Below are 25218 nucleotides of genomic sequence, written 5' to 3'. Positions count from 1 at the left end.
GCCCAGGGGGAGACGAAAGGACATTTATTTGTCGGCGCTTAGGCTTCGACAGACGCCTTCTTGATCTTGATTTCCTCGGCCGGCTTACCGTCAGAGGCACCGCCTTCGACGCCGATCTTGGCGATCTTGTCCATGGTCTTCTGGCCCTTATCTGTCAGGTCGCCGAAGTAGGTGTACTCAGGCGTGAGCATGGAGTCGGCGTAGTTGACGAAGAACTGGGAGCCGTTGGTGTCAACGCCGGAGTTGGCCAGGGCGATGGAGCCTTTCGGGTAGGTCACCGGAGTCTTGGTGTCAGCTTCATCAGTCTCGTCGGTTGGGTACTCGTTGGCGAAGCTAAAGCCAGGGCCGCCGGAGCCGGTGCCGGTTGGGTCACCGCACTGCAGGACGCTCAAGCCGCCGGAGGTCATGCGGTGGCAGATGGTGTCGTCGTAGTAGCCCTGATCCGCCAGGTCCGAAATTGCGTTGACGGCACACGGAGCTTTAGCACGGTCGAGCTCCATTTCGATGTCGCCCTTGTTGGTAGCAAAGTTAACCTTCACCTTTCCCTTGGTGGAGACATCCTTGCCGTCCGGAATCTTCGCTCCGTTGGCATCCCGGCCGTCCTTTTCATAGGTGCACTGCACGCTCGCAGGCAGTGCCTTCGCACGCTTGCCGGACAGTGGCTTGGTATCCGGGGTGTCTTGATCAGTGGTCTCTGCGGCGCTGGACTCTTCGGCCACGACTTTTTCATCGGAATTATCGCGGGTGGCGAAGTAGTAGATGCCGCCGACCAAGGCGAGGATAACTACGAGCGAGGCCGCGACAACGCCCAGAGGGCGGGTCTTTTCCTTGCGGTCACGGGCCTTAAGCTCACGGTCGAGTTGGTTTAGCGCTTCTTCGCCACGCTGTTTGTTGTTGGGCATTTAATGGTCCTTTGGCGATGGATTTCGAGTTAAACGCTAGCTTCTAAGCCAGTGGGCTCGAGCTATACCTGACAGAGTCTAGCCCGTCGGAGCGATCGGATAGTATTTGCCCGTCGTGGCACGCCAGGTAATCCTTCAGTAGGGTGGGGCGTCATGGCTCACGTTAAATTCAATGGAAACGAAACCGAAATCGCCGGAAACCTACCTGAGGTAGGGCAGAAGCTGCCAGAGTTCACGCTCGTCGGCACCGATCTTTCCGAGGTAACCAACAAGGACTTCGAGGGCAAGCGCCTGGTTATCTCCTTGTTCCCGTCCGTAGACACCGGCGTGTGTGCAGCGCAGCTGCGTTCCTTCAACGAGAAGGCTGCCGGCCTAGACAACACCGTCGTGTTGTCCGTGTCCCGTGACCTGCCATTCGCGCAGGAGCGCTTCTGTGCAGCAGAGGGCATCGAGAACGTCGTTAGCGCTTCCGACTTCCGCTCTGACTTCGGTGAGAAGCTGGGCATTACTCTGCAGGGCTCCCCGCTGAAGGGCCTGCTGGCTCGCTCCGTTGTTGTCACCGATGAAGAGCACAAGGTCATCTACACCGAGCTCGTTGATGAGGTAACTACTGAGCCGAACTACGACGCTGCGATCGAGGCATTGAGCAAGTAATTCGGCGAGTAAAAGCTCACTAATTCTCATCTAGCGCTTGGCCCCACTGCATTGGGGCGGGCGCTAGACTGCGTTTTATGACTTTGAGCGTTTTAGGTTTTGCAGCTGGGCCCTATAAGACCAATACCTATGTGGTAGCCAATGGCTCCCGCGCTTTCGTGGTTGACCCAGGCATGCATGCGATGCAGCGTGTTCTCGACTTGGGTAAAGAGCATGGCCTTAACTTCGAAGCTATCGTCTTGACCCATGGCCACCTCGACCACACCCGCGAGGCAGGTGACCTTGCCAAGCAGCTCAACCTTCCGGTGTACATCCACCCCAAGGACGCGTTCATGCTTGTTGACGGTTCCGGGGTCTCACCGGAATCGCAGCTGCTTTTCGACGCCGCGAATATGCTCGCCATCGACGATCTTCGCGAGCTCCACGGCGGCAAGACCTTGGAACTCATCGGCTACGAGTTCCGCATCGAGCACGCCCCGGGCCATTCGCCGGGCTCTGTCCTTGTTATTGCCGAGGAATTCGTGCTTTCCGGCGACGTCCTCTTTAAAGGCTCCATCGGGCGCACCGACTTGGAGCACTCTGCCCCAAGCGCGATGCAGCTCTCGCTTGCCGGGCCTGTCTGGAGGCTCGATGACAAGCTCGCTGTCCTGCCCGGACACGGCGCAACCACCACGATGGGCGCCGAAAGGGCAACTAATCCATTCTTGGCCACGCTACGGGATGTACTCTGATACGCGTGAATGATAAGAAGCAGTTTAAGGCCCTGTCCGCTCCCAAGGGAGTCCCGGACTACATTCCGCCGCAATCGGCGACCTTCTACAAGGTGCGTGAGAACCTGGTCCATCAGGCTCATCTCTCCGGCTTCCAGCACATCGAGCTTCCGATCTTCGAAGACACCACGCTTTTCGCGCGTGGTGTTGGTGAATCCACCGATGTGGTCTCCAAGGAGATGTACACCTTCGCAGACCGCGGCGACCGCTCGGTAACCCTGCGCCCAGAAGGCACCGCAGGCGTTATGCGTTCTGTCATTGAGCACAACCTTGACCGCGGCCAGCTGCCGGTCAAGCTCAACTACTTCGGACCTTTCTTCCGTTACGAGCGCCCGCAGGCTGGCCGCTACCGCCAGCTTCAGCAGGTCGGTGTCGAGGCCATCGGCGTTGACGATCCTGCGCTCGACGCCGAGGTCATCGCCCTGGCAGATCGCTCCTTCCGTTCCCTCGGGCTGAGCCAATTCCGTCTCGAGCTGACCAGCTTGGGTGACCAGAACTGCCGCCCGGCTTACCGCGAGAAGCTGCAGGAGTTCCTGTTCAAGCTCGACTTGGATGAGGAAACCCGCAAGCGTGCGGAGATCAACCCGCTGCGTGTCCTCGATGACAAGCGTCCTGAGGTCCAGGAGCAGCTTGTCGACGCCCCGCTGATGCTCGATCACCTAAACGACGAGTGCCGTGAGCACTTCGAGACGGTCACCGGCCTGCTCGATGACATGGGCATCGAGTACACCATCAATCCGCGCATGGTCCGTGGTTTGGATTACTACACCAAGACCTGTTTCGAGTTCGTGCACCCGCTGCTCGGCGCGCAGTCCGGCATCGGTGGCGGCGGCCGCTACGACGGCCTGATGTCTCAGCTGGGAGGCCAGGAGCTCTCTGGCATCGGCTACGGCCTCGGCGTTGACCGCACCATCTTGGCTCTGGAGGCCGAGGGCATCCAGCTCGACGGCGTCGACCAGCGCGTTGAGGTCTTTGGCGTGGCACTGGGCGCCGATGCTAAGCGCCGCATGACAGGCATCGTCAACGACCTGCGCAACGCCGGCATCTCTGCTGACATGTCCTTTGGTGACCGCGGCCTCAAGGGTGCTATGAAGGGCGCGGACCGTGCCGGCGCTCGCTTCGCGCTTGTCCTGGGCGAGCAGGAGCTTGAAAACGGCGTTGTGGCCGTCAAGGACCTTGCCGCGCATGAGCAAAGCGACGTCGCCATTGACGTGCTCGTAGAGCACCTGCGCGGCCAGCTGAATTAAGCCAACGACGTCAAAGGGCATCTCGCTGAGATGCCAAAGGCGCCTTCGTTCCCACATATCGGTTGGGGAGTGAAGGCGCCTTTTGTTTTGCTACTATGCGTTCGCGATGCCGCTTTTGATGCCCGCCAGGTAGATGTGCAGCATACGCTTTTGGATATCGGGCACGTAGTTCTCCACGTGCACTTTCCTGGGGCGCACCAGCGTCAAGATTCCCACCACGAAGTCGAGGTGCCCCACGCCGGGGCCAATTACTCCGTGCTGTTTTCCGAGCTCGATGAACCTTTCGCCGTCTTCCTGTAACGCGTCGCGCTTCAACTTCAAATCTTCCGGCAGGGTATCTAAGTCCTCCGGCACGAAGGAAGGGATGAGGCTGGTCAAACCCATTTCCGTGAGCTTGAGAGCATAGTCTAGGACGAAGCTTTTCGCGTCCGAAGGATCGGATTCGAAGCCTTTAATCAAGCGATTTTGGAAGACTAGAAAATCGTCGCTCATGTGTTCCGCGCACGCGTGAATCAACCCTTCACGGTCCGGGAAGTTGCGGTAGAGCGTGGCGACGCCCACGCCTGCTTCCTGGGCGATCTTTTCAAGGGAGACCGAGTTGCCATGGCGTTTAAACATGGCGCATGCCGCCTCGATGATGGCTATTCGGCGGCGTAATGCATCGGCTCGCATGGAGGTAGATATCGCTTTCTAGGTTAGAGTCTGTGCGTTAGCGATAAGACTACCTTTTGCCACGCAAGCCTTTTTGCATTAGCACTCCACCTGCGTGACGGCGAAGCCTAGGGTCTTTGCGAGGCCACCAATGGAGGTCTCCTTGTACTTCGCCAGCATGTCGCGGCCGGTATCGGCCATCGTCTGCACGGCGGCGTCGAGAGAAACGTGGTGCGTGCCTTGGCCCATGCGCGCCAGGCGCGCGGCGTTGATGGACTTGACCGCGCCGATGGCGTTGCGCTCGATGCACGGAATCTGCACGAGGCCGCCGACTGGGTCGCAGGTAAGGCCGAGGTTGTGCTCCAGCGCAATCTCGGCGGCATTTTCGATCTGCGCCGGCGTTGCGCCTAGCAGTTCAGCCATGCCGGCCGCCGCCATTGACGACGCGGAGCCTACCTCGCCCTGACAGCCCACCTCGGCGCCCGAAATCGAGGCGTTGTGCTTGATGATCATGCCGATGGCACCCGCGGTAAGCAAGTAGCGGCGGGCGGAATCGCGGGTGAAGTTCGGCTTGAAGTCGCGGGCATAGTGCAACACCGCTGGGATGATGCCGCAGGCGCCGTTCGTTGGGGCCGTGATGACGCGGCCGCCGGCGGCATTTTGCTCGTTGACGGCGAGCGCAAACAGGTTGACCCACTCCATAGCGGAAAAGCCGCAGGTCTTATCGTCGTGGCCTTCCATCAGCTGCTTGTACATGCCCGGCGCGCGGCGTGGGACCTGCAGGCCGCCCGGCAGGATGCCGGAGGTGGAGATGCCGTCGGTGACGCACTCGCGCATGATGTCCCACACCAAATCCAGGTGCGCGTAGACATACTCGAGGCCGCCGTCCTCTTTATGGAGCGCTTCCTGGTTGGCGGCGACAATCTCCCAGATCTTCAAATCGTGCTTCTCGCACAGCGCCAGCAATTGCTCGCCCGTGGTGAATGGGTAAGGAACATCGTCGGTGGATTCGGCTGCTGCCATGCCGGCAGGTACCTCGGCGGAGGCTGCGACCTCAGCGTCGAGTTCCGCGCGGGAGAGAATGAATCCACCGCCGACGGAGAAGTACTCGGCGTGCTCGGCCAGCAGGTTGCCCTCTGCATCCCAGGCATCGAAGATGAGGCAGTTCGGGTGCTCGCGGACAGGCTCGTTGTTGAACTCGATGGAGTACTCCATCGCGCCCAGTGGACCTTCGGTCATGCCGTTGCTCGGAATGGGCTGATCGGATCGCGGTTCAGCGTCAACCGGGACGGTAAGCGGATCCCAGCCGGCCAAACCCAGAATCACCGCGCGGTCGGTGCCGTGGCCGCGGCCAGTCAGCGAGAGCGAGCCGCGCAGCTCGGTGTGCACCTTGGCTGGATGCTCCGGCAGCGTTTTCAGGAACGCAAGGGCCGCGCGCATTGGACCGACGGTGTGCGAGGAAGATGGGCCAATGCCGATGGAGAAAATGTCGGTGACGCTGATTGCCATGCTGGGCGGTGCCTCCTTTGTGAGTTTGGAAATTAAATTGGGGGTAGGTGGGGGGGAGTATTTCTAGGGGGCAGGCTGTGGCTAAACCCGTGTTAATTGCGATCTTGCTGCGGCCAAAATTCTCGGTGACGAGGAGTATTTTAAGTAGGCCGCGCATACAGTTTCTCCATGTTACCGCTTTGTCAGTAGTTCACTACGTGGAGGTAGCCTCAGCAGCCCTGCGGGCCAACCGAGCGTGAATATTGGCGTGCCCGCTACGCCGAGCAGGATGCCAACCCCGGTGCGCGGTGCTGCTAGATGACGCTGTGGCTAGGCGGTGCCGTCGTGGCCTTTCAGCAGCGCGCTAAACGGCGTGAACTCTTCTTCCACGTCCAATCCGGTGGGACGTGGGGAAGGCTCTGCCAAGTTCGGGGCGGCAAGTCCTGCGACGCGGTCGGTGGGAGCCACGATGAGATCGGCAAGCTCTTTGGCTGCGCGCTCGATGCGCTGGGCATTGCGTGTACCTTCTGCGGTGCCGAAGTCTTCGGTGGCTTGGAAGACGCCGGTGGGGATCACTGTGGCATGCAGGTAGTTAAACAGCGGACGCAACGCATAGTCGAGCACCAACGCATGCCGCGAAGACCCGCCCGTGGCTGCAATCGCTGTGGGCAGGTGCTCCAAGGCGTGCGGATCGAGTGTGTCGAAGAAGAGCTTGAAAAGGCCCGAGTAGCTGCCCTGGAAAATCGGGGTCACCGCAATCAGTGCGCTCGCCGTCGATAGTGCGCGCTTTGCCTCATCTAGGCGGGGAGTGGTGGCGCCCCAGTTCGTCATGGTCTCGGCGAGCTCGGCGGCAAGCTCACGGAGCTCAATCATGGTGGTCTCCGCGCCTTCGCCTCGGGCGCTGACCTGGGAGCACACGGCCTGGGAGAGGGCGTCGGCAAGCGCGCGCGTTGATGACGGCGTGGATAGCCCTGCAGTAACAACGACCAGTGAACGCATCTAGTTCTCCTCTCCGGGGTTGACCTTGAAATGGGGTGCGGCGGGGTTGGCCTTCAGGCTTGCGTGGGTAGGCGGATTCGAAGGCACATGCTCCGGGCGGCGGGCCTCCATGCGGCGGCGCAGCTCCGGAACCACCTGGGTGCCCAAGATTTCAATCTGTTTCAGTACTACCTCCTGCGGCAGGCCCGCGTGATCGATGAGGAAAAGCTGGCGCTGGTAATCGCCCACCCAATCGGCAAACTGCATGGTGCGCTCGATGACCTGCTCCACCGTGCCTACAGTCAGCGGCGTCTGCGCGGTGAACTCCTCCAGGGAAGGGCCGTGGCCGTAGACCGGTGCGTTATCGAAGTAGGGGCGGAAGAACTTCTTCGCCTCGGCTTCGGTCTCGCCGATGAAGACCTGGCCGCCCAAGCCCACGATGGCCTGATCCGCGCGGCCGTGCCCGTAGGACTCGAAGCGGCGGCGGTAGATGCCTACCATCTTCGCGGTGTGCTCCTTGTTCCAGAAGATGTTGTTGTGAAAGAACCCATCGCCGTAGAAGGCGGCCTGCTCGGCAATCTGCACTGAGCGGATGGAGCCGTGCCAGACAAAAGGCGGCACGCCGTCAAGGGGCGCCGGGGTAGACGTATAACTCTGTAGAGGCGTGCGGTACTTGCCCGTCCAATTAACCACCGGCTCGCGCCACAGTCGGCGCAGCAAGTGATAGTTCTCCACCGCCAGTGGGATGCCTTCGCGGATATCCTTGCCAAACCACGGATAAACCGGGCCCGTGTTGCCGCGGCCCATCATGAGATCTACGCGGCCGCCGGAAAGGTGCTGCAGGAAGGCATAGTCCTCGGCGATCTTTACCGGGTCATTGGTGGTGATAAGCGTCGTGGAGGTGGATAGCTGCAGGTTCTTTGTCTGTGCGGCGATATATGCCAGGTGGGTAGTCGGTGAGGAGGGCACGAAGGGTGGGTTGTGGTGCTCGCCGGTCGCAAAGACGTCGAGGCCAACCTCCTCGGCCTTCAGCGCAATCTCGGTCATATTGCGGATGCGCTCGGCCTCGCTGGGGCTGATGCCGTTGGTTGGGTCCGCGGTGACATCGCCGATGCTAAAGATTCCGAATTGCATGCTGCTCCCTTGAGCGTGGCTTAGAACTTTAGTGTATATGACATGTCAACAACAGGGGTGCGTGGGAAATTCCCACGCACCCCTGTCATTTTTAGGCGGGACCTAGACTTTAGGCGCTATAAGTGTTTAGCCGTTATAAGCATTGCGCTCGAGGTAGTCGCACCGCGCCATCTCGCCTGATTGGTAGCCGGCTAAGAAGGCTTTGGAGCGCATTTCGGAAGAACCGTGTGTCCACTGATCGGGGCGGACCTGGCCGCCGGAGCGCTGCTGGATGTTGTCATCGCCAACAGCGGCAGCGGCGGTCACTGCGTTCTCGAGCTGCTGCTGCGAAATCTCTTGCAAGCCCATGTTCGTATTGTCATCGGCATAGTTTGCCCAGATGCCTGCGTAGCAGTCTGCCTGCAGCTCAATCTTGACGGCGTTGGAATCCTCGCCCGGCTGGTTGTAATTGGAAAGACCCAGCGTTCCCTCGAGGTTTTGAATGTGGTGACCAAACTCGTGGGCCACGATATACATTTGCGTCAGGGGTGCGTTCTCGGCGCCGAATTGGGTGAGTTGATCGAAAAAGGCGGTATCGAAATAGGCCGTCTGATCACTCGGGCAGTAGAACGGGCCGGTGGCGGCCGATGCTTGGCCGCAGCCGGACGTGGTGGCGCCGTGAAAGATGACCATTCCGGGTTCGGTGTATTCCAGCCCGGCCTGCTTTGGAAGTTGGTCCGCCCAAACGCGGTCGATGGACTGGGCGGCGTACATGATGCGGCAGTCGTCGTATTTGTTGCCGTCCTCAGCGGTCTGGCAGTGGGCAAGCTCTCCGGTGGGGTTGCCGTTTGCGTCTGTGCCGTTTTCTTCCTGCGCTATTTGGCCCTGGTCATTCTCGGTGCCGAAGTACTGATCAAGATCGGATGGGTTTCCGCCCATGATCAGGAACAAACCGATGAGGACGAGAGTGCCCAGGCCGCCCCCTGCCGCAATGGTGCCGCCGCGGCGCCCGCCGCCACCAGAGCGGGCGCGGGTGTTGTTGAATTCTGCATCCGAACGAAATGTCATGCCATTGATAATGCCATATGTCCAGCGCATTGTGCCGCCAGAAAATATAGATACTTTCTGTAACTGCCTCATCGAAACGAAATACTAGGCGGGGTTGTAGACTTGGGCGCGTTCAAGTTTTGCCATTCTCCGGCGCGTGCTGTCTACGCGTGGCGGGAGAGGGTAAAAAATCGAAATAGAAGGGACTGAACGCTAGTGCTGCGCACTCATTTGGCCGGCGAGCTCCGCAAGGACATCGCAGGCGAGACCGTTACTCTCACCGGTTGGGTTTCCCGCCGTCGCGACCACGGTGGAGTTATCTTCATTGACCTGCGTGACCGATCCGGCATCGCCCAGGTTGTCTTCCGCGAATCCGAAGTTGCAGAGCACGCACACGACCTGCGCTCTGAGTACTGCGTGAAGGTAACCGGCGTCGTCGAGCCGCGTCCAGAAGGCTCCGAGAACCCGAACCTGCCTTCCGGCGAGATCGAGGTCAACGTCACCGAGCTGGAGGTCCTCAACAAGTCCGCAGCACTGCCTTTCCAGATCGATGACCCATCCACCTCTGGAGAGGTCGGCGAGGAAGCGCGCCTGAAGTACCGCTACCTGGATCTGCGCCGCAAGACCCAGGGCGACGCGCTGCGTCTGCGCTCTGCGGCAAACCGTGCAGCCCGCAAGGTGCTCGACGCTCACGATTTCACCGAGATCGAGACCCCAACCCTGACCCGCTCCACCCCAGAAGGCGCCCGTGACTTCCTGGTCCCAGCACGCCTGAAGCCAGGCTCCTGGTACGCCCTGCCGCAGTCGCCGCAGCTGTTCAAGCAGCTTCTTATGGTTGCCGGCATGGAGCGCTACTACCAGATCGCGCGCTGCTACCGCGACGAGGATTTCCGCGCTGACCGCCAGCCGGAGTTCACCCAGCTCGACGTCGAGATGTCCTTCGTGGACCAGGACGACGTCATCGCACTGGCGGAGGAGATCGTCTCCGAACTGTGGAAGCTCATCGGCTACGAAATCACCACTCCAATCCCGCGTATGACCTACGCCGATGCCATGAAGTACTACGGCTCCGATAAGCCGGACCTGCGCTTTGACATCAAGATCGTCGAGTGCACCGAGTTCTTCAAGGACACCACCTTCCGCGTATTCCAGAACGAGTACGTCGGTGCCGTCGTCATGGAAGGCGGCGCATCTCAGCCGCGCCGCCAGTTCGACGCTTGGCAGGAGTGGGCAAAGCAGCGCGGCGCTAAGGGCCTTGCCTACATCACCATTGCTGAGGATGGCACCTTGGGCGGCCCAGTGGCCAAGAACATCACCGACGCCGAGCGCGAGGGCATCGCCGCTCACGTGGGCGCAAAGCCTGGCGACGCTATCTTCTTTGCCGCAGGCGACACCAAGTCTTCCCGCGCTCTGCTCGGCGCAGCCCGTGGCGAGATCGCGCGCAAGCTCGACCTCATCAAGGAAGGCGACTGGGCCTTTACCTGGGTCGTCGACGCACCACTGTTCGAGCCAGCTGCCGACGCCACCGCATCCGGTGACGTTGCCTTGGGCCACTCCAAGTGGACGGCCGTGCACCACGCCTTTACCTCCCCGAAGCCGGAGTACCTCGACACCTTCGACCAGAACCCGGGCGAGGCAACCGCTTACGCTTATGACATCGTCTGCAACGGCAACGAGATCGGCGGCGGTTCCATCCGTATCCACCAGCAGGATGTGCAAAAGCGTGTCTTCGACGTCATGGGCATCGGCGAGGAAGAAGCACAGGAGAAGTTCGGCTTCCTGCTCGACGCATTCCAGTACGGCGCACCGCCACACGGCGGCATCGCATTCGGCTGGGACCGCATCGTGTCCCTGCTCGGCGGCTTTGACTCCATCCGCGACGTCATTGCTTTCCCGAAGTCCGGCGGCGGCGTCGATCCGCTAACCGACGCCCCGGCACCGATCCCTGCCGCACAGCGCAAGGAGACTGGCGTCGACTTCAAGCCGGAAAAGAAGTCAGAAGAAAAGGCTGCAGCGAAGTAAGCGCTAAAGCTTGCTTTTAAAGCGGGGCAGGGCCGAAGCTGCGGGAAAGTGTTTCACCACACCGCATGAGGCGGTGCCCCGCTTTTGCTGCGAGCGCGGCTGACATAGAGCTCAGCGATCAAGTAAAGGAAGATGAAGTGACCACGGAGAATACGGGCGTTACTGACACGGCCTATACCCAAGACGAGGTCGTCGAGATGGCCGCCGAGTTGCTTTCGCGCCGTTACGGCGGGGTTGCCGAGTTCACGCAGGTAACTGACCTAGGCGGTTCGGGCAACGCCACCGTCTTGCGCGCGCGGATGACTCCGACGGCATTTTTGCCGCACCGCTCCGTGGTCATCAAATACAACCCTTCTACCGGGCATGCGATTGATGACGCCGCGCTTCTCCGCGAGGTCGTGGCCTACCAGTTCACCACCGCTTTGGGCGAGGACGTGCGCCCGGGCCCGGTGCTTTTTGCCCATGATCTGGATCGTCGCATTTTGGTGCTTTCCGACGTCGGTGAGGGCGACACCTTGGCCGACGTTCTCATCCAGGCACAGGGCGAGGACCGCAAGGAGATCCTGCGTTCTCTGGGGCGTTCTTTGGGCCAGATGCATGCGGGTACCGCAGACCGCGAGCAAGACTACGAGACGCTGCTTAACCGCATGCTGCGCCAGCACCCGGAATACGCCGAGCATCAGTCGCTGCGCGATGAATCCCTGCAGCGCTCGATTTTGATTGGCGCAGACATCCTGGCTGATGCTGGCCTGCCAGCGCCCGCAGACTTTGTGGAGCTGGCGCAACAGGCGGCAAGCGCGCTGTCCATCGGTCGCGAGCGCGCATTTACGCCTTTTGATTTGTCGCCCGATAACGTCATCGTTTCCCAAAACCTAGCCTTTTTGGATTATGAGTGGGCGGGTTATCGCAACGTCGGCTTCGACGTCGCCTGTGTCATCGCCGGCTTCCCGCAGTTCCTTTTCGCGCGTCCGATCTCGGATGAAGAGGCCGAGATTTTCATCTCCGCCTGGCAACGCCGCGTGGTGCATGTGTGGCCGCGTCTCGCTGACGATATCGAGCTTCACGAGCTCATCGTCGCCTCGCTCATCGGCTGGGCTTTGTCCAGCGTGACCACGATGTACGCCGGCGGTATTGAGGGCGTTGTGGCTCTTTCGGAAGGCTCCGCAGACATCGAGCACGACGCACGCCATTCCTTGCTGCGTCCTGCAGACCAGGGTCCATTTAGCGAAGAGGAAATTCTCATCCGCCGCGACTTGTACGAAACCTTCGAGGCGTTGGCGCGGTATTCCGCCAAGTGCGATTCCGCCGCATGCGAACCGGTTGCGCAGTTTGGCCAGACCGTAGCCAGCCGTCTGCGTGAGGGCTAGGCCATGAGCCAAGATTTTCTGTTTGGCCCAGCACCCGGCGGGACAGAGGCATCCGCGCCGCTGCCTGGCCAAGAAATCTTTGCCACCCATTCCGGCTCGCCATTGGCGGCCCGGATGCGCCCGCAGAGCCTCGATGAGGTGGTGGGTCAAGGCCACCTACTTGAAGAAGGGAAGCCCCTGCGCCGGCTCATCGAAGGCTCCGGCGAGGCTTCTGTCATCTTGTATGGTCCTCCCGGTACTGGCAAGACCACCATTGCCTCGCTGATCGCAAAATCGATTGGCCAAAACTTCGTGGGCTTATCCGCCTTGGATTCGGGAGTCAAGCAGGTGCGCGAGGTCATCACCCGGGCGCGCCAAGAACTCATCCATGGCCGGCGCACGGTGCTGTTTATCGACGAGGTGCATCGCTTTTCCAAGACCCAGCAGGACGCGTTGCTCGCGGCAGTGGAAAATCGCACCGTGTTGCTCGTCGCTGCGACCACGGAAAACCCCTCCTTTTCCGTGGTGGCGCCGTTGCTCTCGCGCTCGTTGTTGCTGCAGTTGCAGCCGCTAGACGACGCCTCCCTGAAAGTACTCGCCGAACGCGCCCTCACCAGCGAACGTGGCCTGGGTGGGCGCATTAGCGCAAACAACGAAGCGCTCGACCAGCTCGTGCTGCTCGCCGGCGGTGACGCCCGTCGCACGCTGACCTACCTGGAAGCCGCAGCCGAGGCCGTGGCCGACGGTGGGGAATTGACCGCCCAAGTCATCCGTGACAACGTCAACCGCGCCGTCGTGCGCTATGACCGCGATGGTGACCAGCACTACGATGTCGTCTCTGCGTTCATTAAGTCGATCCGTGGCTCGGATGTCGATGCCGCGCTGCACTACCTGGCGCGCATGATTGAGGCAGGCGAGGACCCGCGCTTTATCGCACGCCGTCTTATCGTGCATGCCTCCGAAGACATCGGCATGGCCGACCCTTCCGCGTTGCAAATCGCCGTGGCAGCAGCCGAGGCCGCGCAATTGATCGGCATGCCGGAGGCGCGAATTCCGTTGGCCCAAGCCACCATCCACCTGGCCACCGCACCGAAGTCGAACGCAGTGATCCAAGCAATCAGCGCCGCGCAATCCGACGTGCAAGCTGGGCGAATCGGTCACGTCCCGGCCCACCTGCGCGACGGCCATTACGAAGGAGCGGAAAAGCTCGGCAATGCCGTGGGGTATGTTTACCCGCATGATGACCCGCGCGGCGTCGTTAAGCAGCAGTACCTACCAGATGAATTGGAAGGCGCGCTGTACTACGAACCCACCGAACATGGTGCCGAAAAGCGCATCCATGACTACCTGGGGCGGCTGCGCAACATCATCCGCGGCAAGCGGCGCTAAAATTTTCTCCCCCGATACCCGTGCTAGGAAGCGATACGGGTAAAGTTGAGCGCTGTTACGTACCGCTTAAACAGTGAAGGACTTTTAGCTCGTGAAGACTCATGAGATCCGGGAACGCTTTACCCAGCACTTCGTGAAAACCGGACACGAGGCGGTTCCCAGCGCGTCGCTCATTTTGGACGACCCGAACCTGCTCTTCGTCAACGCCGGCATGGTTCCGTTCAAGCCGTACTTTCTCGGCCAGCAGAACCCGCCGTTTCCCAACGGCCTGGCGACCTCCATCCAGAAGTGCGTGCGCACCCTGGACATCGAAGAAGTAGGTATTACCACCCGCCACAACACCTTCTTCCAGATGGCCGGCAACTTCTCCTTCGGCCAGTATTTCAAGGAAGGCGCAATCAAAAACGCCTGGGGCCTTCTCACCGGCTCCGTCGAAGAAGGCGGCTTCGGGCTCGACCCGGAGCGTCTGTGGGTTACCGTCTACCTGGACGACGATGAGGCTGCCGATATCTGGCACAACGAAGTAGGCGTGCCGAAGGAGCGCATCCAACGCCTGGGCATGGAGGATAACTACTGGTCCATGGGCATTCCTGGCCCGTGCGGCCCGTGCTCCGAGATTTACTATGACCGCGGCCCGGAATACGGCGCCGAGGGCGGCCCAGTGGCCGACGACAACCGTTACATGGAGATCTGGAACCTGGTCTTCATGCAGAACGAGCGCGGCGAGGGCATCGGCAAGGGTAACTTCGAAATCCTGGGCCCGCTGCCGAAGAAGAACATCGATACCGGCCTGGGCATCGAGCGCGTAGCCTGCATCCTGCAGGGCGTAGATAACGTCTACGAGACCGACCTTTTGCGCCCGGTTATCGACGCCGCGGAGGAGCTTTCTGGTTCCAAGTACGGCGAGAGCGCAAGCGATCAGGACAACATCCGATTCCGCGTCATCGCGGACCACTCCCGTACCGGCATGATGCTCATCTTGGACGGCGTTACCCCGGGCAACGAAGGTCGCGGCTACATCCTGCGCCGCCTGCTGCGTCGCATCATCCGATCCGCACGCCTGCTGGGGGCTACCGCGCCGAGCATGGAGCGCTTCATGAACACCATCATGGACACCATGACTCCGTCCTACCCGGAAATTGCGGAGCACCGCGAGCGCATCCTGCGCGTTGCCATCGCGGAGGAGAAGGCCTTCCTCAAGACCTTGGAGTCGGGCACTAAGCTTTTCGACGAAGCCGTTGCAGAGCTCAAGTCCACCTCGCGTGCTGCAACCACCAAGGTGCTCTCCGGCGAGAAGGCATTCGAGCTGCACGACACCTATGGCTTCCCAATTGACCTCACCCTAGAGATGGCCCAAGAGGCCGGCCTCGAGGTCGACATGGATGGCTTCAACGACGCGATGGGAGAGCAGCGCCGCCGCGCCAAGGCCGATAACCAGGCAAAGAAGCACGGCCACGCCGACCTTTCTCTCTACCGTGAGTGGGTCGATAACAACCCGACCGTCTTCACCGGTTACGAGACGCTAACTTCCGACGCCAAGATCATCGGTCTGGTTCGCGATGGCGAGAAGGTCAACGAGGTCCACGAGGGCGAGCAGGTGGAGGTCATCCTCGACCAGTCGCCGCTGTACGCCGAGGCCGGTGGACAGACCGCGGACCGCGGCCGCCTGTACGCGGGCGAGAGCCTGCTTGAGGTGGGCGATGTCCAGAAGATCGGCAAGAAGCTGTGGGTCCATAAGGCCACCGTTACTGCCGGCGGCATCGACCTGGGTGCTTCCGTGACCGCTGAGGTTGATAAGAAGTGGCGTCACGGCGCAGTCCAGGCGCACTCGGCAACCCACCTTATCCACGCGGCGTTGCGCAAGGTGCTGGGCCCAACTGCAGTTCAGGCAGGTTCCTTGAACCGCCCGGGCTACCTGCGCTTCGACTTCAACTACACCGAGCAGCTGACCCCAGCCCAGCTGGAGGAGATTGCTCTCATCACCAATCAGGCTGTCGACGCCCACTTTTCCGTCAACACCATCGAGACCTCGCTGGAAAAGGCGAAGCAGATGGGCGCCATGGCGCTGTTCGGTGAGAACTACGGCTCTGAGGTTCGCGTCGTCGAGATGGGCGGCCCGTTCTCGATCGAGCTGTGCGGTGGCACCCACGTCACCAACACGGCGGAGATTGGCCCGGTTTCCGTGCTGGGCGAGTCCTCCGTGGGCTCCGGCGCGCGCCGCATCGAGGCCTACTCTGGCCTGGACGCGTTCCGCTACTACTCAAAGGAAACCGCACTCGTGGAGGGCGTTTCCCGCGAGTTGAAGATCCAGTCCGAGGACCTTCCAGAGCGCATCGCGCAGCTGACCGAGCGCCTCAAGGCTGCTGAGAAGCAGATCGAGGACCTGCACAAGGCCCAGCTGATGTCCCAGACCGCTGAGATGGTCAACTCCGCCGTCGAAGTCAACGGCTTTAGCGTCGTGGCAACCCGCCTGCCGAACAACGTCAGCGGAGGCGACCTGCGCACTGTGGCCACCGACCTGAAGAACCGCCTCGGCGACAAGCCAGGCGTGGTTGTCCTCGCCTCCGAGAATGAGGGCGGCAAGCTGCCGTTTATCGCCGGCGTCACCAAGGCCGCCATTGAGCGCGGCATCAAGGCTGGCGACTTGGTTAAGCTGTTCGCCGGCTACATCGACGGCAAGGGTGGCGGCAAGCCAGACATGGCGCAAGGCTCCGGCGCTAACGCCGAAGGCCTTTCGGCCGCGTTCAACGCCCTGCGCGACGAACTCGAAAAGGCTTAAATTTTTTAACCGCTTAACTCCCCGCATCTTTAGGCCAAAAGGGCGGGGATTTTTGCGCGATAGGGGTAGGTATTAGGCCTTTAAACAGCCAATAACCTAAAACTTATGCCCCCTGCACACCATAGCCGCAAATAATATGACTAGAATCTACATGTCATCGTTACCGTTTTGCGACTTTTGCGTCGCAACCAACCGCGAAGGGACATTCATAGAGCATGGCCGTACAACCCGATACTCCCGGGGTGGACGATCCGGGAAATGGGCGTCGACTAGCGCTAGATGTAGGCACCGTACGTATCGGTGTCGCGGTCTCTGACAACAACGCCAAGCTGGCGCTTCCTGTCGAGACCGTCGCTCGCGAAACCGGTTTCAAAGACCGCGATAAAGGCGATATCGACCGCATTTTGGAGCTCATTCACGAGTACCAAGCGGTAGAGGTAGTAGTAGGCCTGCCCCGCGATCTGCAGGGCAACGGCTCGAAAAGTGTCAAACACGCCAAGGAAATCGCGTTTCGCATCCGCCGCAGGCTGGGAAAAGATGTAACGATAGGACAACCACCTGTCCGCATGGCTGACGAGCGGCTGACCACAGTTGCCGCCACGACAGCGCTGCGGGCGTCGGGGGTATCCGAGAAAAAGGGCCGCAAAGTCATCGACCAAGCAGCCGCAGTAGAAATCTTGCAATCCTGGTTGGACGCACGTAACAACGCGCTTCAAGCAGATGCAACCACCCACGAGCCTTCAACAGCAGGAGACTAGTTACGTGAGCCGAAACCAAGAACGAATCGGGCGCTCCATGGAGCCGAAGCACGTCAAGCGCCGCCAGCGCGGCCTTGCCGTGGTGGTGGCCTCCGTGGTGCTTATTATCGGCGCCCTGGGATACATCGGCTTCCGCTTGCTTGGAGGAGGCAGCAGCATGGACTATGAGGGAACCGGCAACGGCACCGTGCAGCTGGTCGAGGTCCCAGAAGGCTCGTCGATGAGCGAGCTCGGCCCGTCGCTCGTTGAAAAGAACGTGGTCAAGACCGCGGATGCTTTCTCCTCGGCGGCCAACTCCAACCCTCGCGCCGGCAGCATTCAACCGGGCTTCTACCGCCTGCAGGAGGAGATGAACGCAAAGGCGGCGGTTTCTGCGCTGCTCGATGACAAAAACAAGGTCGATCCTTTGGACGTGCAGGGCGGAGCCACGCTTTCCGACGTCAAGGTTGTCGGCGGCGATGTTCGCTACGGCGTCTACTCGCTGATCGCGCAAGTCTCTGAGCAAGAGGGTGGCTCCGTGACCAAGGAAGAACTGGAGAAGGTCGCGGCGACCGTCGATCCGGCCGAGCTTGGCGCGCCAGAGTGGGCGCTGGAGAAGATTCGCTCCCGTGGCGAGGATCCGAAGCGCCTTGAGGGCCTTATTGCTCCGGGCCAGTATGTGGTCGATCCGAACATGGACGCGCAGGCCATCTTGAAGGACTTGATTACTCGTTCCACCGAGCGCTACAACGAGACGGGCATCGTCGACCGCGCGCAGGCTATGGGCAAGACCCCATACGAGCTGCTGGTTGCAGCCTCCTTGGTCGAGCGCGAGTCCCCGGCCGGCGAGTTCGGCAAAGTGGCCCGCGTCATCCTGAACCGCTTGGAAGAGCCGATGCGCTTGGAGCTGGATTCCACCGTTAACTACGGCCTGCCGGACGTGGAGCTGGCGACTTCCGACGAAGCTCGCGCCGAGGTCACCCCATGGAATACTTACGCCAAGGAGGGCCTGCCGGATACCCCGATTGCTTCTCCTTCCGTTGAGGCAATCGACGCGATGGAGCACCCGGAGGAGGGCAACTGGCTGTTCTTCGCCACAATCGACGCCGATGGCACCACCGTGTTCACCGATAACTACGACGAGCACTTGGCCAACGTCGATAAGGCCATCAACTCCGGCATTCTCGAGTCCCAGCGCGACGGCGTGCAGGGTGGCGAGGATCCTGAAGCAAAGCCAGCCGAGTAATGCCACGCGCGGCGGTTCTGGGCCAACCCATCGACCATTCTTTGTCTCCGGTGCTGCATAACGCCGGTTATGCAGCCCTGGGGCTAGAGGATTGGGACTACACCCGCTTTGAGGTCACGGCGGCGTCGCTGCCGCGCTTTCTCGAGGAGGCGCCTGCTGATTTCCGCGGTTTCTCGGTGACTATGCCGGGCAAGTTCGCCGCCCTTTCTTGCGCCGCGGAGCGCACTGAACGTGCCGAACTCATTGGCTCTGCTAATACCCTTGTACGCACCGAGCAGGGCTGGCGCGCCGACAACACCGACACTGAGGGCGTCTCCGGTGCGTTGGCGGCCCTAATGGGGGAAAAGACCGCCCGTCACGCGCTTCTCATCGGCTCTGGCGGCACCGCCCGCCCTGCACTCTGGGGCCTGGCGCAGCGCGGTATTACCGACGTCACCGTGCTGAACCGTTCTGACCGGCTCGCCGAGCTCGCCCCGCTTGCCGACGCCCTCGGCCTCAAGCTTTATCGCGCCACCTTCGACGATGACATCGCCGCCCTCGCGCGCGAGGCAGAGCTCATCGTCTCCACTGTTCCCTCCGCGGCCCTCGACGGTCACCTCTTTGATCTAGCCCACGCGCCAGTCCTCGACGTCATCTACGATCCCTGGCCCACCCCGCTCGTCTCGCATGCGGCCGCCAACGGCTACGCCACGGTGGGCGGCCACGTCATGCTCGCCAACCAGGCCTACAGCCAGTTTGAGCAATTTACCGGCCATCCCGCGCCACAAGCCGCCATGCGCGCTGCCCTCGATGCAGCCTTGAGCTAGGCTGTGGCCCCATGGGGGGAAATTTTTATATCCACGCCTGCATCGCCGCGTGGATAGTCATGCTGTGTATATACGATATCCGCTATAAACGCCTGCCCAATTGGCTTACCCTGCCCGCCTGCCTTATCGCACTGTGCATCTTTTCGCCCGCGGGACTCATCTGGCCCGGCCTCTATCTCGCCCTTGCGCTCTGGCGCGGCGGCGTCGGTGGCGGCGACATCAAACTCGCCTTCCCGCTGGGGATGTGGACCGTCCACGAAGCAGGGGTGATGGGGCAGTTGCTGGCGATGATGGGGGCGTCGCTAAGCACTGCGTTATGGGGCCTTGCCCGCCGCGATGCCGCACCCCCGCACGGGCCCGGAATGCTGCTGGCTGCGGCAGCGTGTGTGATTGCGCTCTAAGTTCGACCCTAGTGTTAGCCCGCGTGTGCGCGGCGTGCGATAATAACCCGCATGCTTCGTTGGACTACCGCAGGTGAATCCCACGGCCAGGCGCTCATCGCCATGCTTGAGCACATGCCGGCCGGAGTACCAGTATCGCAGGATGACATCGCCGCCCAGCTCTCACGCCGCCGCTTAGGCTACGGCCGGGGCGCCCGCATGAAGTTCGAAGCCGATGAACTAACTCTCCTTTCTGGCATCCGCCACGGTAAGACTCTGGGCAGCCCGATTGCGATCATGATCGGCAACACCGAGTGGCCTAAGTGGACCACCATCATGTCACCACACGCGCTGGACATGTCCGACGAGGAGACCGCCAAGGCCATGGCGTCCGGCCGTGGCGCCCCGCTGACCCGCCCGCGGCCGGGCCACGCGGATTTTGCAGGTATGGTCAAATACGGCCACGACGAGGCGCGTCCGATCCTGGAGCGATCCTCAGCTCGTGAGACCGCCGCGCGCGTGGCCGCCGCCACCATCGCGCGTAACTTTCTGCGCGAGACCCTCGGCGTGGAGGTTATCTCCCACGTCATCTCCATCGGAGCCTCGGAGCCTTATGCGGGCCCCACACCGACGCACGCGGATCTCGACGCCATCGATGCTTCACCCGTGCGCGCCTTCAGCGAGGATGCGCAAGCGTCGATGATTTCGGAAATTGAGGCCGCCAAAAAGCAGGGAGATACCTTAGGCGGCATCATCGAGGTGGTTGTCGAAGGCCTGCCCATTGGCCTGGGCTCGCACATCTCCGGCGAGGACCGCCTCGATGCCCAGCTCGCCGCTGCGCTCATGGGCATCCAGGCCATCAAGGGCGTTGAAGTAGGCGACGGCTTCGAGGAGGCCCGCCGCCGCGGCTCCGAGGCTCACGACGAAATGGTGCGCGAAGGCGCGGGCGTTACTCGCCTGAGCAACCGCGCCGGCGGCCTCGAAGGCGGCATGACCAACGGCGAGACACTTCGCCTGCGCGCTGCCATGAAGCCGATCTCCACCGTCCCGCGCGCCCTACAGAGCGTGGATATGGCAACCGGCAAGGCAGCCACCGGCATCCACCAGCGTTCCGACGTGTGCGCGGTGCCCGCCGCGGGCGTGGTCGCCGAAGCCATGGTCGCCCTCGTTCTCGCGCGCGCGGTGCTAGAAAAATTTGGCGGCGATAGCGTCATGGAGACCAAGCGCAATATCGCCGCCTACAATGAGTATGTTTCCCAGCGTCTTGCTTTTGAACAGGAGTAAGTAATGACCACACCGGTTTCCGTGACTGGTAGTCCACGTCCCCGCGTTGTTCTCATTGGGCCACCTGGGGCGGGTAAGTCTTCCATCGGGCGCCGTTTAGCTCATTCCCTCAACTGCGAACTCGTCGACTCCGACCAGATGATTGAACAGCGCGAGGGCGCGGCCTGTGGAGAGGTCTTTTCCTCGCTGGGTGAGCCGGCCTTCCGCGAGCTGGAGGCGGAAGTGGTAAAGCAAGCGCTGTGTTCGCGCGGCGTCGTCAGCCTGGGCGGCGGGGCCGTGCTCGATGAAGGCACCCGCGACCTCCTGGACCGCCACACCGTCATTTTCCTTGACGTTTCCCCGGAGGAGGGCGTTGCGCGCACGCTTGGCGATGCCAACCGCCCCGTCCTCGCCGCCGCCGACCCCCTGGCGCACTACGCTGAGCTGCTGGAGTTGCGCAGGCCGTACTACGAGCAGGTCGCCAACTTGAAGGTCCGCACCGATAAGCGCAGCCCACAGCAGGTAGTCGGCGCCATTTTGGGCTTTATCGACACGCTTTAAGAAAAGAGTAATCATGACCACGATTCCAGTTTCAGGCCCTAGCCCTTATGAGGTCACCATCGGCGCGGGTTTGACCGAAGCCATCGCAGACCGGCTCAGCGCAACCGGCGCGGGCCAGGTGGGGATCGTGTTCCAGCCTGCCGTCGCGGCCGTCGCTCGCCAGCTTGCCGCGGAGGCTGCCGCGCGCAACGTCGTGGTTACCCTGCTGCCCATTCCCGATGCCGAGGCCGCCAAGCGCCTCGACGTCGTAGGTGGGCTGTGGGACAGCCTTGGCGAGGCAAACTTCAGCCGCCGCGACGCCATCGTGGGACTCGGAGGGGGAGCGGCCACCGATCTCGCGGGGTTCCTTGCCGCGACGTGGATGCGCGGCATTAAGGTCATCCAAGTGCCCACCACGTTGCTGGCGATGGTCGACGCCGCCGTCGGCGGCAAAACAGGCATTAACACCGCAGCCGGCAAGAACTTGGTCGGGGCATTCCACGAACCCGAATCCGTCTTCGTGGACTCGGACCGCCTGCACACTCTGCCAGAGGATGAAATCGTCGCCGGGTCGGCGGAGATCGTCAAATCCGGTTTCATCCACGATCCAGTCATCATCTCGCGTTACCTCGCAGATCCCGCCGCCTGCCTCGACCCGCTGCGCGGTCTGCCCGAGCTTATCGAGCGCTCCATCGCGGTCAAGGCCCGCGTGGTGGGCGAGGACCTCAAAGAGGCCGGCCTGCGCGAGACCCTCAACTATGGACACACGTTCGGCCACGCCATCGAGCTGCGCGAGGACTACACCTGGCGTCATGGCCGCGCCGTGGCCGTGGGCATGATGTTCGTCGCCAACCTAGCCCACGCCCGCGGGCTTATCGACGCCACCCTTTTGGACACCCACACCCAGATCCTGCGCTCGCTCGGCCTGCCCACCACCTACGAAGCAGGCCACTTCGACGAGCTTTATCAGGCCATGACGAGGGATAAGAAAAACCGCGGGGGTGCTATTCGTTTCGTAGCCCTTACCGGCATCGGCGAGACCACCCGCATCGAAGATGCTACTGAGGCCGAATTGCGCGCGGCCTATGCAGCAATTTCCCACTAGTTCGGAGCAGACATGAAGATTTTGGTTCTCAACGGCCCCAACCTAAACCGCCTGGGCAAGCGGCAGCCGGAAGTGTATGGAACGACGAGTCTCGCGGACGTCGAAAAGCGCATGCGTGCGGCCGCAGGTGAGGCAGAGCTGGAGTTCTACCAGTCCAATTACGAGGGCGAGCTCATCGATAAGGTCCACGAGGCTGCCGACGCCGGCTGGCCCGTCATCATCAACCCTGGCGGCTTTACGCATACTTCAGTCGCGCTGCGCGACGCCCTAGCCGAGGTTGCCGACGGCGCCGGCTTCGTCGAGGTACATATCTCCAACGTGCACGCGCGCGAGCCGTTCCGCCAGCATTCCTATTTAAGCCCGATCGCGCGCGGGGTTATCGCCGGATTGGGTATCTACGGCTACGAGGCCGCACTCGGTTATTTTCTCAACGATTAGCCCCAAACCCGCGGGTGGTGGGCGTTATCATGGGTTGACCGTCAAGAAGAAAAGGATTAACGCATGAAACTCGCTGATACCCGCTTTAGTGACCGCCGCCGCAAGCTCGCCGTAGAGGTAGCCGGCATGCGCATCGACGCCGTCTTGGTAACCCACCTGGTGCATGTGCGCTATCTTTCCGGCTTCTCCGGCTCCAACGGTGGCCTGCTACTGCGCAAGGATCTCTCGGCGCTGATGGCAACCGATGGCCGTTATACCACTCAGATTGCAGAAGAAGTCCCAGACCTCGAAGCAGTCTTGGGCCGCCCGGTGGGCCCGGCGTTGCTCAGGCGCCTCGAGGGGCCACTGCGCGTGGCTTTTGAGGCCGATTATGTCTCCGTATCTGAGCTCAAGGCCTTAGAAGAGGCAGCGCCCGAGGGAGTGGAGCTGGTTCCGATGAGCGGAGTCATCGAAGACATCCGCCTGGTAAAGGACCCACAGGAGCTGGAGCGCCTTGAACACATCGCGGCGCTGGCCAACGAAGCGCTGGAGGGCTTGGTTGCTGCCGGCGAGGTAGCGGTGGGGCGCACTGAGCGCCAGATCGCGGCGGACCTGGAATACCGCATGCGCAAGCTGGGCTCTGAGCGCGTGAGCTTTGATACCATCGTCGCCTCCGGCCCGAATTCCGCAAAGCCACACCACGGCGCCGACGATCGCGTACTGGTCTCCGGCGACCTCGTAACCATCGACTTCGGCGCGCACCTGCGTGGCTTTAACTCCGATTGCACCCGTACCTTCGCGGTTGGGGAGCCGAACGAGCTCTCCCGCGAGATATACGATATCGTCCTGCGCGCCCAAGAGGCTGGCGTCAAGGCGGCGGTGCCAGGGGCCAAGCTTGTCGACGTCGACGCCGCCTGCCGCGACATCATCACCGAGGCCGGCTACGGCGAGTACTTCGTGCACTCTACCGGCCACGGCATCGGCCTCGACGTGCACGAGGGCCCGGCTGCTGCGCAAACGGGTAAGGGCGAGCTTGCCGAGGGCATGACCCTTACCATCGAGCCGGGCATCTACGTACCGGGCAAGTGCGGAGTGCGCATCGAGGATACGCTTATCATCACCTCCGGCGCGCCGAAGATCATCACTGCATTCCCGAAGGACTTGCAGGTTCTATAATTTGGCCCTGTTATGCTGGCAAACCTGCATAAGGTATGCTGGAACACTGTTTTCACCACTATTTTTACTGGGAGTTTGATCCATGGCTGATACCACCGATTTCAAGAACGGACTCGTTCTCAAGATTGACAACAAGCTGCAGCAGATCGTCGAGTTCCAGCACGTTAAGCCGGGCAAGGGCCCTGCATTCGTGCGTACCAAGCTCAAGGACGTCGTCTCCGGCAAGGTCACCGATAAGACCTTCAACGCTGGCGTCAAGGTGGAGACCGCAACGGTAGATCGTCGCGATATGACCTACCTGTACAACGATGGCCAGAACTTCGTTGTCATGGACGATAAGACCTTCGAGCAGTTCGAGCTGCCTTTCGACAAGTTCGGTGAGGCCGGCAAGTTCCTGCAGGAGAACATGCGGGTGCAGGTCTCCTTCCACGACGGCGAGGCTCTCTTCGGCGAGCTGCCGATCTCCGTTGACCTGAAGGTCGAGCACACCGAGCCAGGCCTGCAGGGCGACCGCTCCAACGGCGGCACCAAGCCAGCTACCCTCGAGACCGGCGCCGAGATCCAGGTACCGCTGTTTATCGAGATCGGCAACGTCCTCAAGATCGATACCCGCACCGGCGAGTACCTCTCCCGCGTCAACAACTAGGGCGCAACGTGTCTGAGCAAAAAGACATCAACTACAAGCGCCACACGGCGCGCTACCGCGCGCGCCGCCGCGCCGCGGACATTCTGTACGAGGCAGAAAACCGCGACGTCGATCCCGTAAGCATCATCGAGGACCGCGTCCAGCTGGCCCGCGAGGATGCCAACGGCGTCGCCCCGGTTGCCGAGTACACCCAGGTCATCGTCAAGGGCGCGGCCGAAGAACTCGACGCCATCGACGAGACCATCGAGCGTTACCTTTCTTCTGAGTGGGAGCTGCACCGTATCCCGGCCGTCGACCGCGCAATTATGCGCGTGGCCGTGTGGGAGATTCTTTTCAACGAGGATGTCCCGAACGCAACCGCACTCGTGGAGGGCGTGGAGCTAGCTTCCGAGTATTCCAATCATCAGGCACCGCCGTATATTCACGCCGTGCTTGACGACGTCATCCAAGCCCAGTCCGCAGACAACCCCATGTCAGAGGAAATTTAGGCACGCCAACAAGCGCTGTTCCCCTTAA

Annotated in this window: 24 protein-coding genes and 1 pseudogene; 19 read left to right on the top strand and 6 right to left on the bottom strand. The window is 61.5% G+C overall.

Going from position 1 to position 25218, the window contains the following annotated elements:
- Positions 1–38: 38 nt before the first annotated feature.
- On the bottom strand, positions 39–902 hold the full coding sequence (locus QKB66_RS03100) for a peptidylprolyl isomerase (RefSeq protein WP_248091934.1): 864 nt from the start codon (positions 900–902) through the stop codon (positions 39–41).
- Between the two features lie 153 nt (positions 903–1055).
- On the opposite strand from QKB66_RS03100, the gene tpx reads away from it, so the two are divergent.
- From tpx to hisS, 3 genes are all read left to right on the top strand, one after another.
- Positions 1056–1556 (top strand): thiol peroxidase, encoded by a 501-nt coding sequence (tpx, locus tag QKB66_RS03095; RefSeq protein WP_248091937.1) that lies wholly within the window; start codon positions 1056–1058, stop codon positions 1554–1556.
- A gap of 77 nt (positions 1557–1633) precedes the next feature.
- Positions 1634–2287 carry an MBL fold metallo-hydrolase gene (locus QKB66_RS03090; protein ID WP_414252662.1) on the top strand — a complete coding sequence of 218 codons (654 nt, stop codon included), beginning with the start codon at positions 1634–1636 and terminating at the stop codon, positions 2285–2287.
- A gap of 5 nt (positions 2288–2292) precedes the next feature.
- Positions 2293–3573 carry a histidine--tRNA ligase gene (gene hisS / locus QKB66_RS03085; RefSeq protein ID WP_414252661.1) on the top strand — a complete coding sequence of 427 codons (1281 nt, stop codon included), beginning with the start codon at positions 2293–2295 and terminating at the stop codon, positions 3571–3573.
- A 93-nt stretch (positions 3574–3666) separates the two neighbouring features.
- On the opposite strand, the gene QKB66_RS03080 is transcribed toward hisS, so the two are convergent.
- Both QKB66_RS03080 and QKB66_RS03075 read right to left on the bottom strand, forming a co-directional pair.
- A complete protein-coding gene (locus QKB66_RS03080; RefSeq protein WP_248091945.1) occupies positions 3667–4245 on the bottom strand; it encodes a TetR/AcrR family transcriptional regulator in 579 nt (192 codons plus the stop codon).
- A gap of 78 nt (positions 4246–4323) precedes the next feature.
- Positions 4324–5733: an L-serine ammonia-lyase gene (locus QKB66_RS03075; protein WP_248091948.1), complete on the bottom strand. Its 1410-nt coding sequence runs from the start codon at positions 5731–5733 to the stop codon at positions 4324–4326.
- Positions 5734–5958: 225 nt separating this feature from the next.
- Between QKB66_RS03075 and QKB66_RS03070 the strand changes: the two are divergent.
- Positions 5959–6030 (top strand): annotated as a pseudogene (locus tag QKB66_RS03070) (CstA-like transporter-associated (seleno)protein); the annotation flags it as partial.
- Between the two features lie 12 nt (positions 6031–6042).
- On the opposite strand, the gene QKB66_RS03065 reads toward QKB66_RS03070, so the two are convergent.
- The 3 genes from QKB66_RS03065 to QKB66_RS03055 form a co-directional block, all read right to left on the bottom strand.
- Positions 6043–6711 (bottom strand): FMN reductase, encoded by a 669-nt coding sequence (locus QKB66_RS03065; RefSeq protein WP_096336819.1) that lies wholly within the window; start codon positions 6709–6711, stop codon positions 6043–6045.
- Positions 6712–7824, bottom strand: a complete 1113-nt coding sequence (locus QKB66_RS03060; RefSeq protein ID WP_414252660.1) for an LLM class flavin-dependent oxidoreductase — start codon at positions 7822–7824, stop codon at positions 6712–6714.
- Between the two features lie 126 nt (positions 7825–7950).
- Positions 7951–8871, bottom strand: coding sequence for a neutral zinc metallopeptidase (locus QKB66_RS03055; protein WP_248091953.1), 921 nt, complete (start codon positions 8869–8871; stop codon positions 7951–7953).
- 195 nt (positions 8872–9066) lie between these two features.
- On the opposite strand from QKB66_RS03055, the gene aspS reads away from it, so the two are divergent.
- From aspS to nusB, 15 genes are all read left to right on the top strand, one after another.
- Positions 9067–10872 carry an aspartate--tRNA ligase gene (gene aspS, locus QKB66_RS03050; RefSeq protein ID WP_062038851.1) on the top strand — a complete coding sequence of 602 codons (1806 nt, stop codon included), beginning with the start codon at positions 9067–9069 and terminating at the stop codon, positions 10870–10872.
- A gap of 197 nt (positions 10873–11069) precedes the next feature.
- Positions 11070–12239, top strand: a complete 1170-nt coding sequence (locus tag QKB66_RS03045) for a phosphotransferase (RefSeq protein ID WP_248092085.1) — start codon at positions 11070–11072, stop codon at positions 12237–12239.
- Between the two features lie 3 nt (positions 12240–12242).
- Positions 12243–13607 carry a replication-associated recombination protein A gene (locus tag QKB66_RS03040; RefSeq protein ID WP_414252659.1) on the top strand — a complete coding sequence of 455 codons (1365 nt, stop codon included), beginning with the start codon at positions 12243–12245 and terminating at the stop codon, positions 13605–13607.
- 91 nt (positions 13608–13698) lie between these two features.
- Entirely contained in the window at positions 13699–16386 is a 2688-nt protein-coding gene (alaS, locus tag QKB66_RS03035; protein ID WP_414252658.1) for an alanine--tRNA ligase, read from the top strand.
- A 215-nt stretch (positions 16387–16601) separates the two neighbouring features.
- The gene (gene ruvX / locus QKB66_RS03030; RefSeq protein ID WP_061922754.1) at positions 16602–17144 is read left to right on the top strand and encodes a Holliday junction resolvase RuvX; all 543 of its coding nucleotides are present in this window, start codon (positions 16602–16604) and stop codon (positions 17142–17144) included.
- 37 nt (positions 17145–17181) lie between these two features.
- Entirely contained in the window at positions 17182–18369 is a 1188-nt protein-coding gene (gene mltG, locus QKB66_RS03025; protein WP_414252854.1) for an endolytic transglycosylase MltG, read from the top strand.
- Entirely contained in the window at positions 18369–19175 is an 807-nt protein-coding gene (locus QKB66_RS03020) for a shikimate dehydrogenase (RefSeq protein ID WP_414252657.1), read from the top strand. The genes mltG and QKB66_RS03020 overlap by 1 nt, the downstream gene beginning before the upstream one ends.
- 11 nt (positions 19176–19186) lie before the next feature.
- A complete protein-coding gene (locus QKB66_RS03015) occupies positions 19187–19576 on the top strand; it encodes an A24 family peptidase (protein ID WP_061922744.1) in 390 nt (129 codons plus the stop codon).
- A gap of 51 nt (positions 19577–19627) precedes the next feature.
- Positions 19628–20839: a chorismate synthase gene (aroC, locus tag QKB66_RS03010; protein ID WP_248091970.1), complete on the top strand. Its 1212-nt coding sequence runs from the start codon at positions 19628–19630 to the stop codon at positions 20837–20839.
- A 3-nt stretch (positions 20840–20842) separates the two neighbouring features.
- Complete coding sequence (locus tag QKB66_RS03005; protein WP_061922738.1) at positions 20843–21379, top strand: shikimate kinase; 537 nt, start codon at positions 20843–20845, stop codon at positions 21377–21379.
- A 13-nt stretch (positions 21380–21392) separates the two neighbouring features.
- Positions 21393–22463 (top strand): 3-dehydroquinate synthase, encoded by a 1071-nt coding sequence (aroB, locus tag QKB66_RS03000; RefSeq protein WP_414252656.1) that lies wholly within the window; start codon positions 21393–21395, stop codon positions 22461–22463.
- A gap of 12 nt (positions 22464–22475) precedes the next feature.
- The gene (gene aroQ, locus QKB66_RS02995) at positions 22476–22901 is read left to right on the top strand and encodes a type II 3-dehydroquinate dehydratase (protein WP_248091976.1); all 426 of its coding nucleotides are present in this window, start codon (positions 22476–22478) and stop codon (positions 22899–22901) included.
- Positions 22902–22964: 63 nt separating this feature from the next.
- Entirely contained in the window at positions 22965–24056 is a 1092-nt protein-coding gene (locus QKB66_RS02990) for a M24 family metallopeptidase (protein ID WP_414252655.1), read from the top strand.
- Positions 24057–24138: 82 nt separating this feature from the next.
- Positions 24139–24702, top strand: a complete 564-nt coding sequence (gene efp / locus QKB66_RS02985) for an elongation factor P (RefSeq protein WP_061922726.1) — start codon at positions 24139–24141, stop codon at positions 24700–24702.
- A gap of 8 nt (positions 24703–24710) precedes the next feature.
- Positions 24711–25190 carry a transcription antitermination factor NusB gene (nusB, locus tag QKB66_RS02980; RefSeq protein WP_061922723.1) on the top strand — a complete coding sequence of 160 codons (480 nt, stop codon included), beginning with the start codon at positions 24711–24713 and terminating at the stop codon, positions 25188–25190.
- Positions 25191–25218 lie beyond the last annotated feature (28 nt).

This window comes from Corynebacterium sp. c25Ua_89 (assembly GCF_047459735.1).
GTDB classification, from domain to species: Bacteria; Actinomycetota; Actinomycetes; order Mycobacteriales; family Mycobacteriaceae; genus Corynebacterium; species Corynebacterium simulans.
Note: the sequence above shows the minus strand (reverse complement) of the source record. Positions and strands in the feature narration are given on the sequence as shown.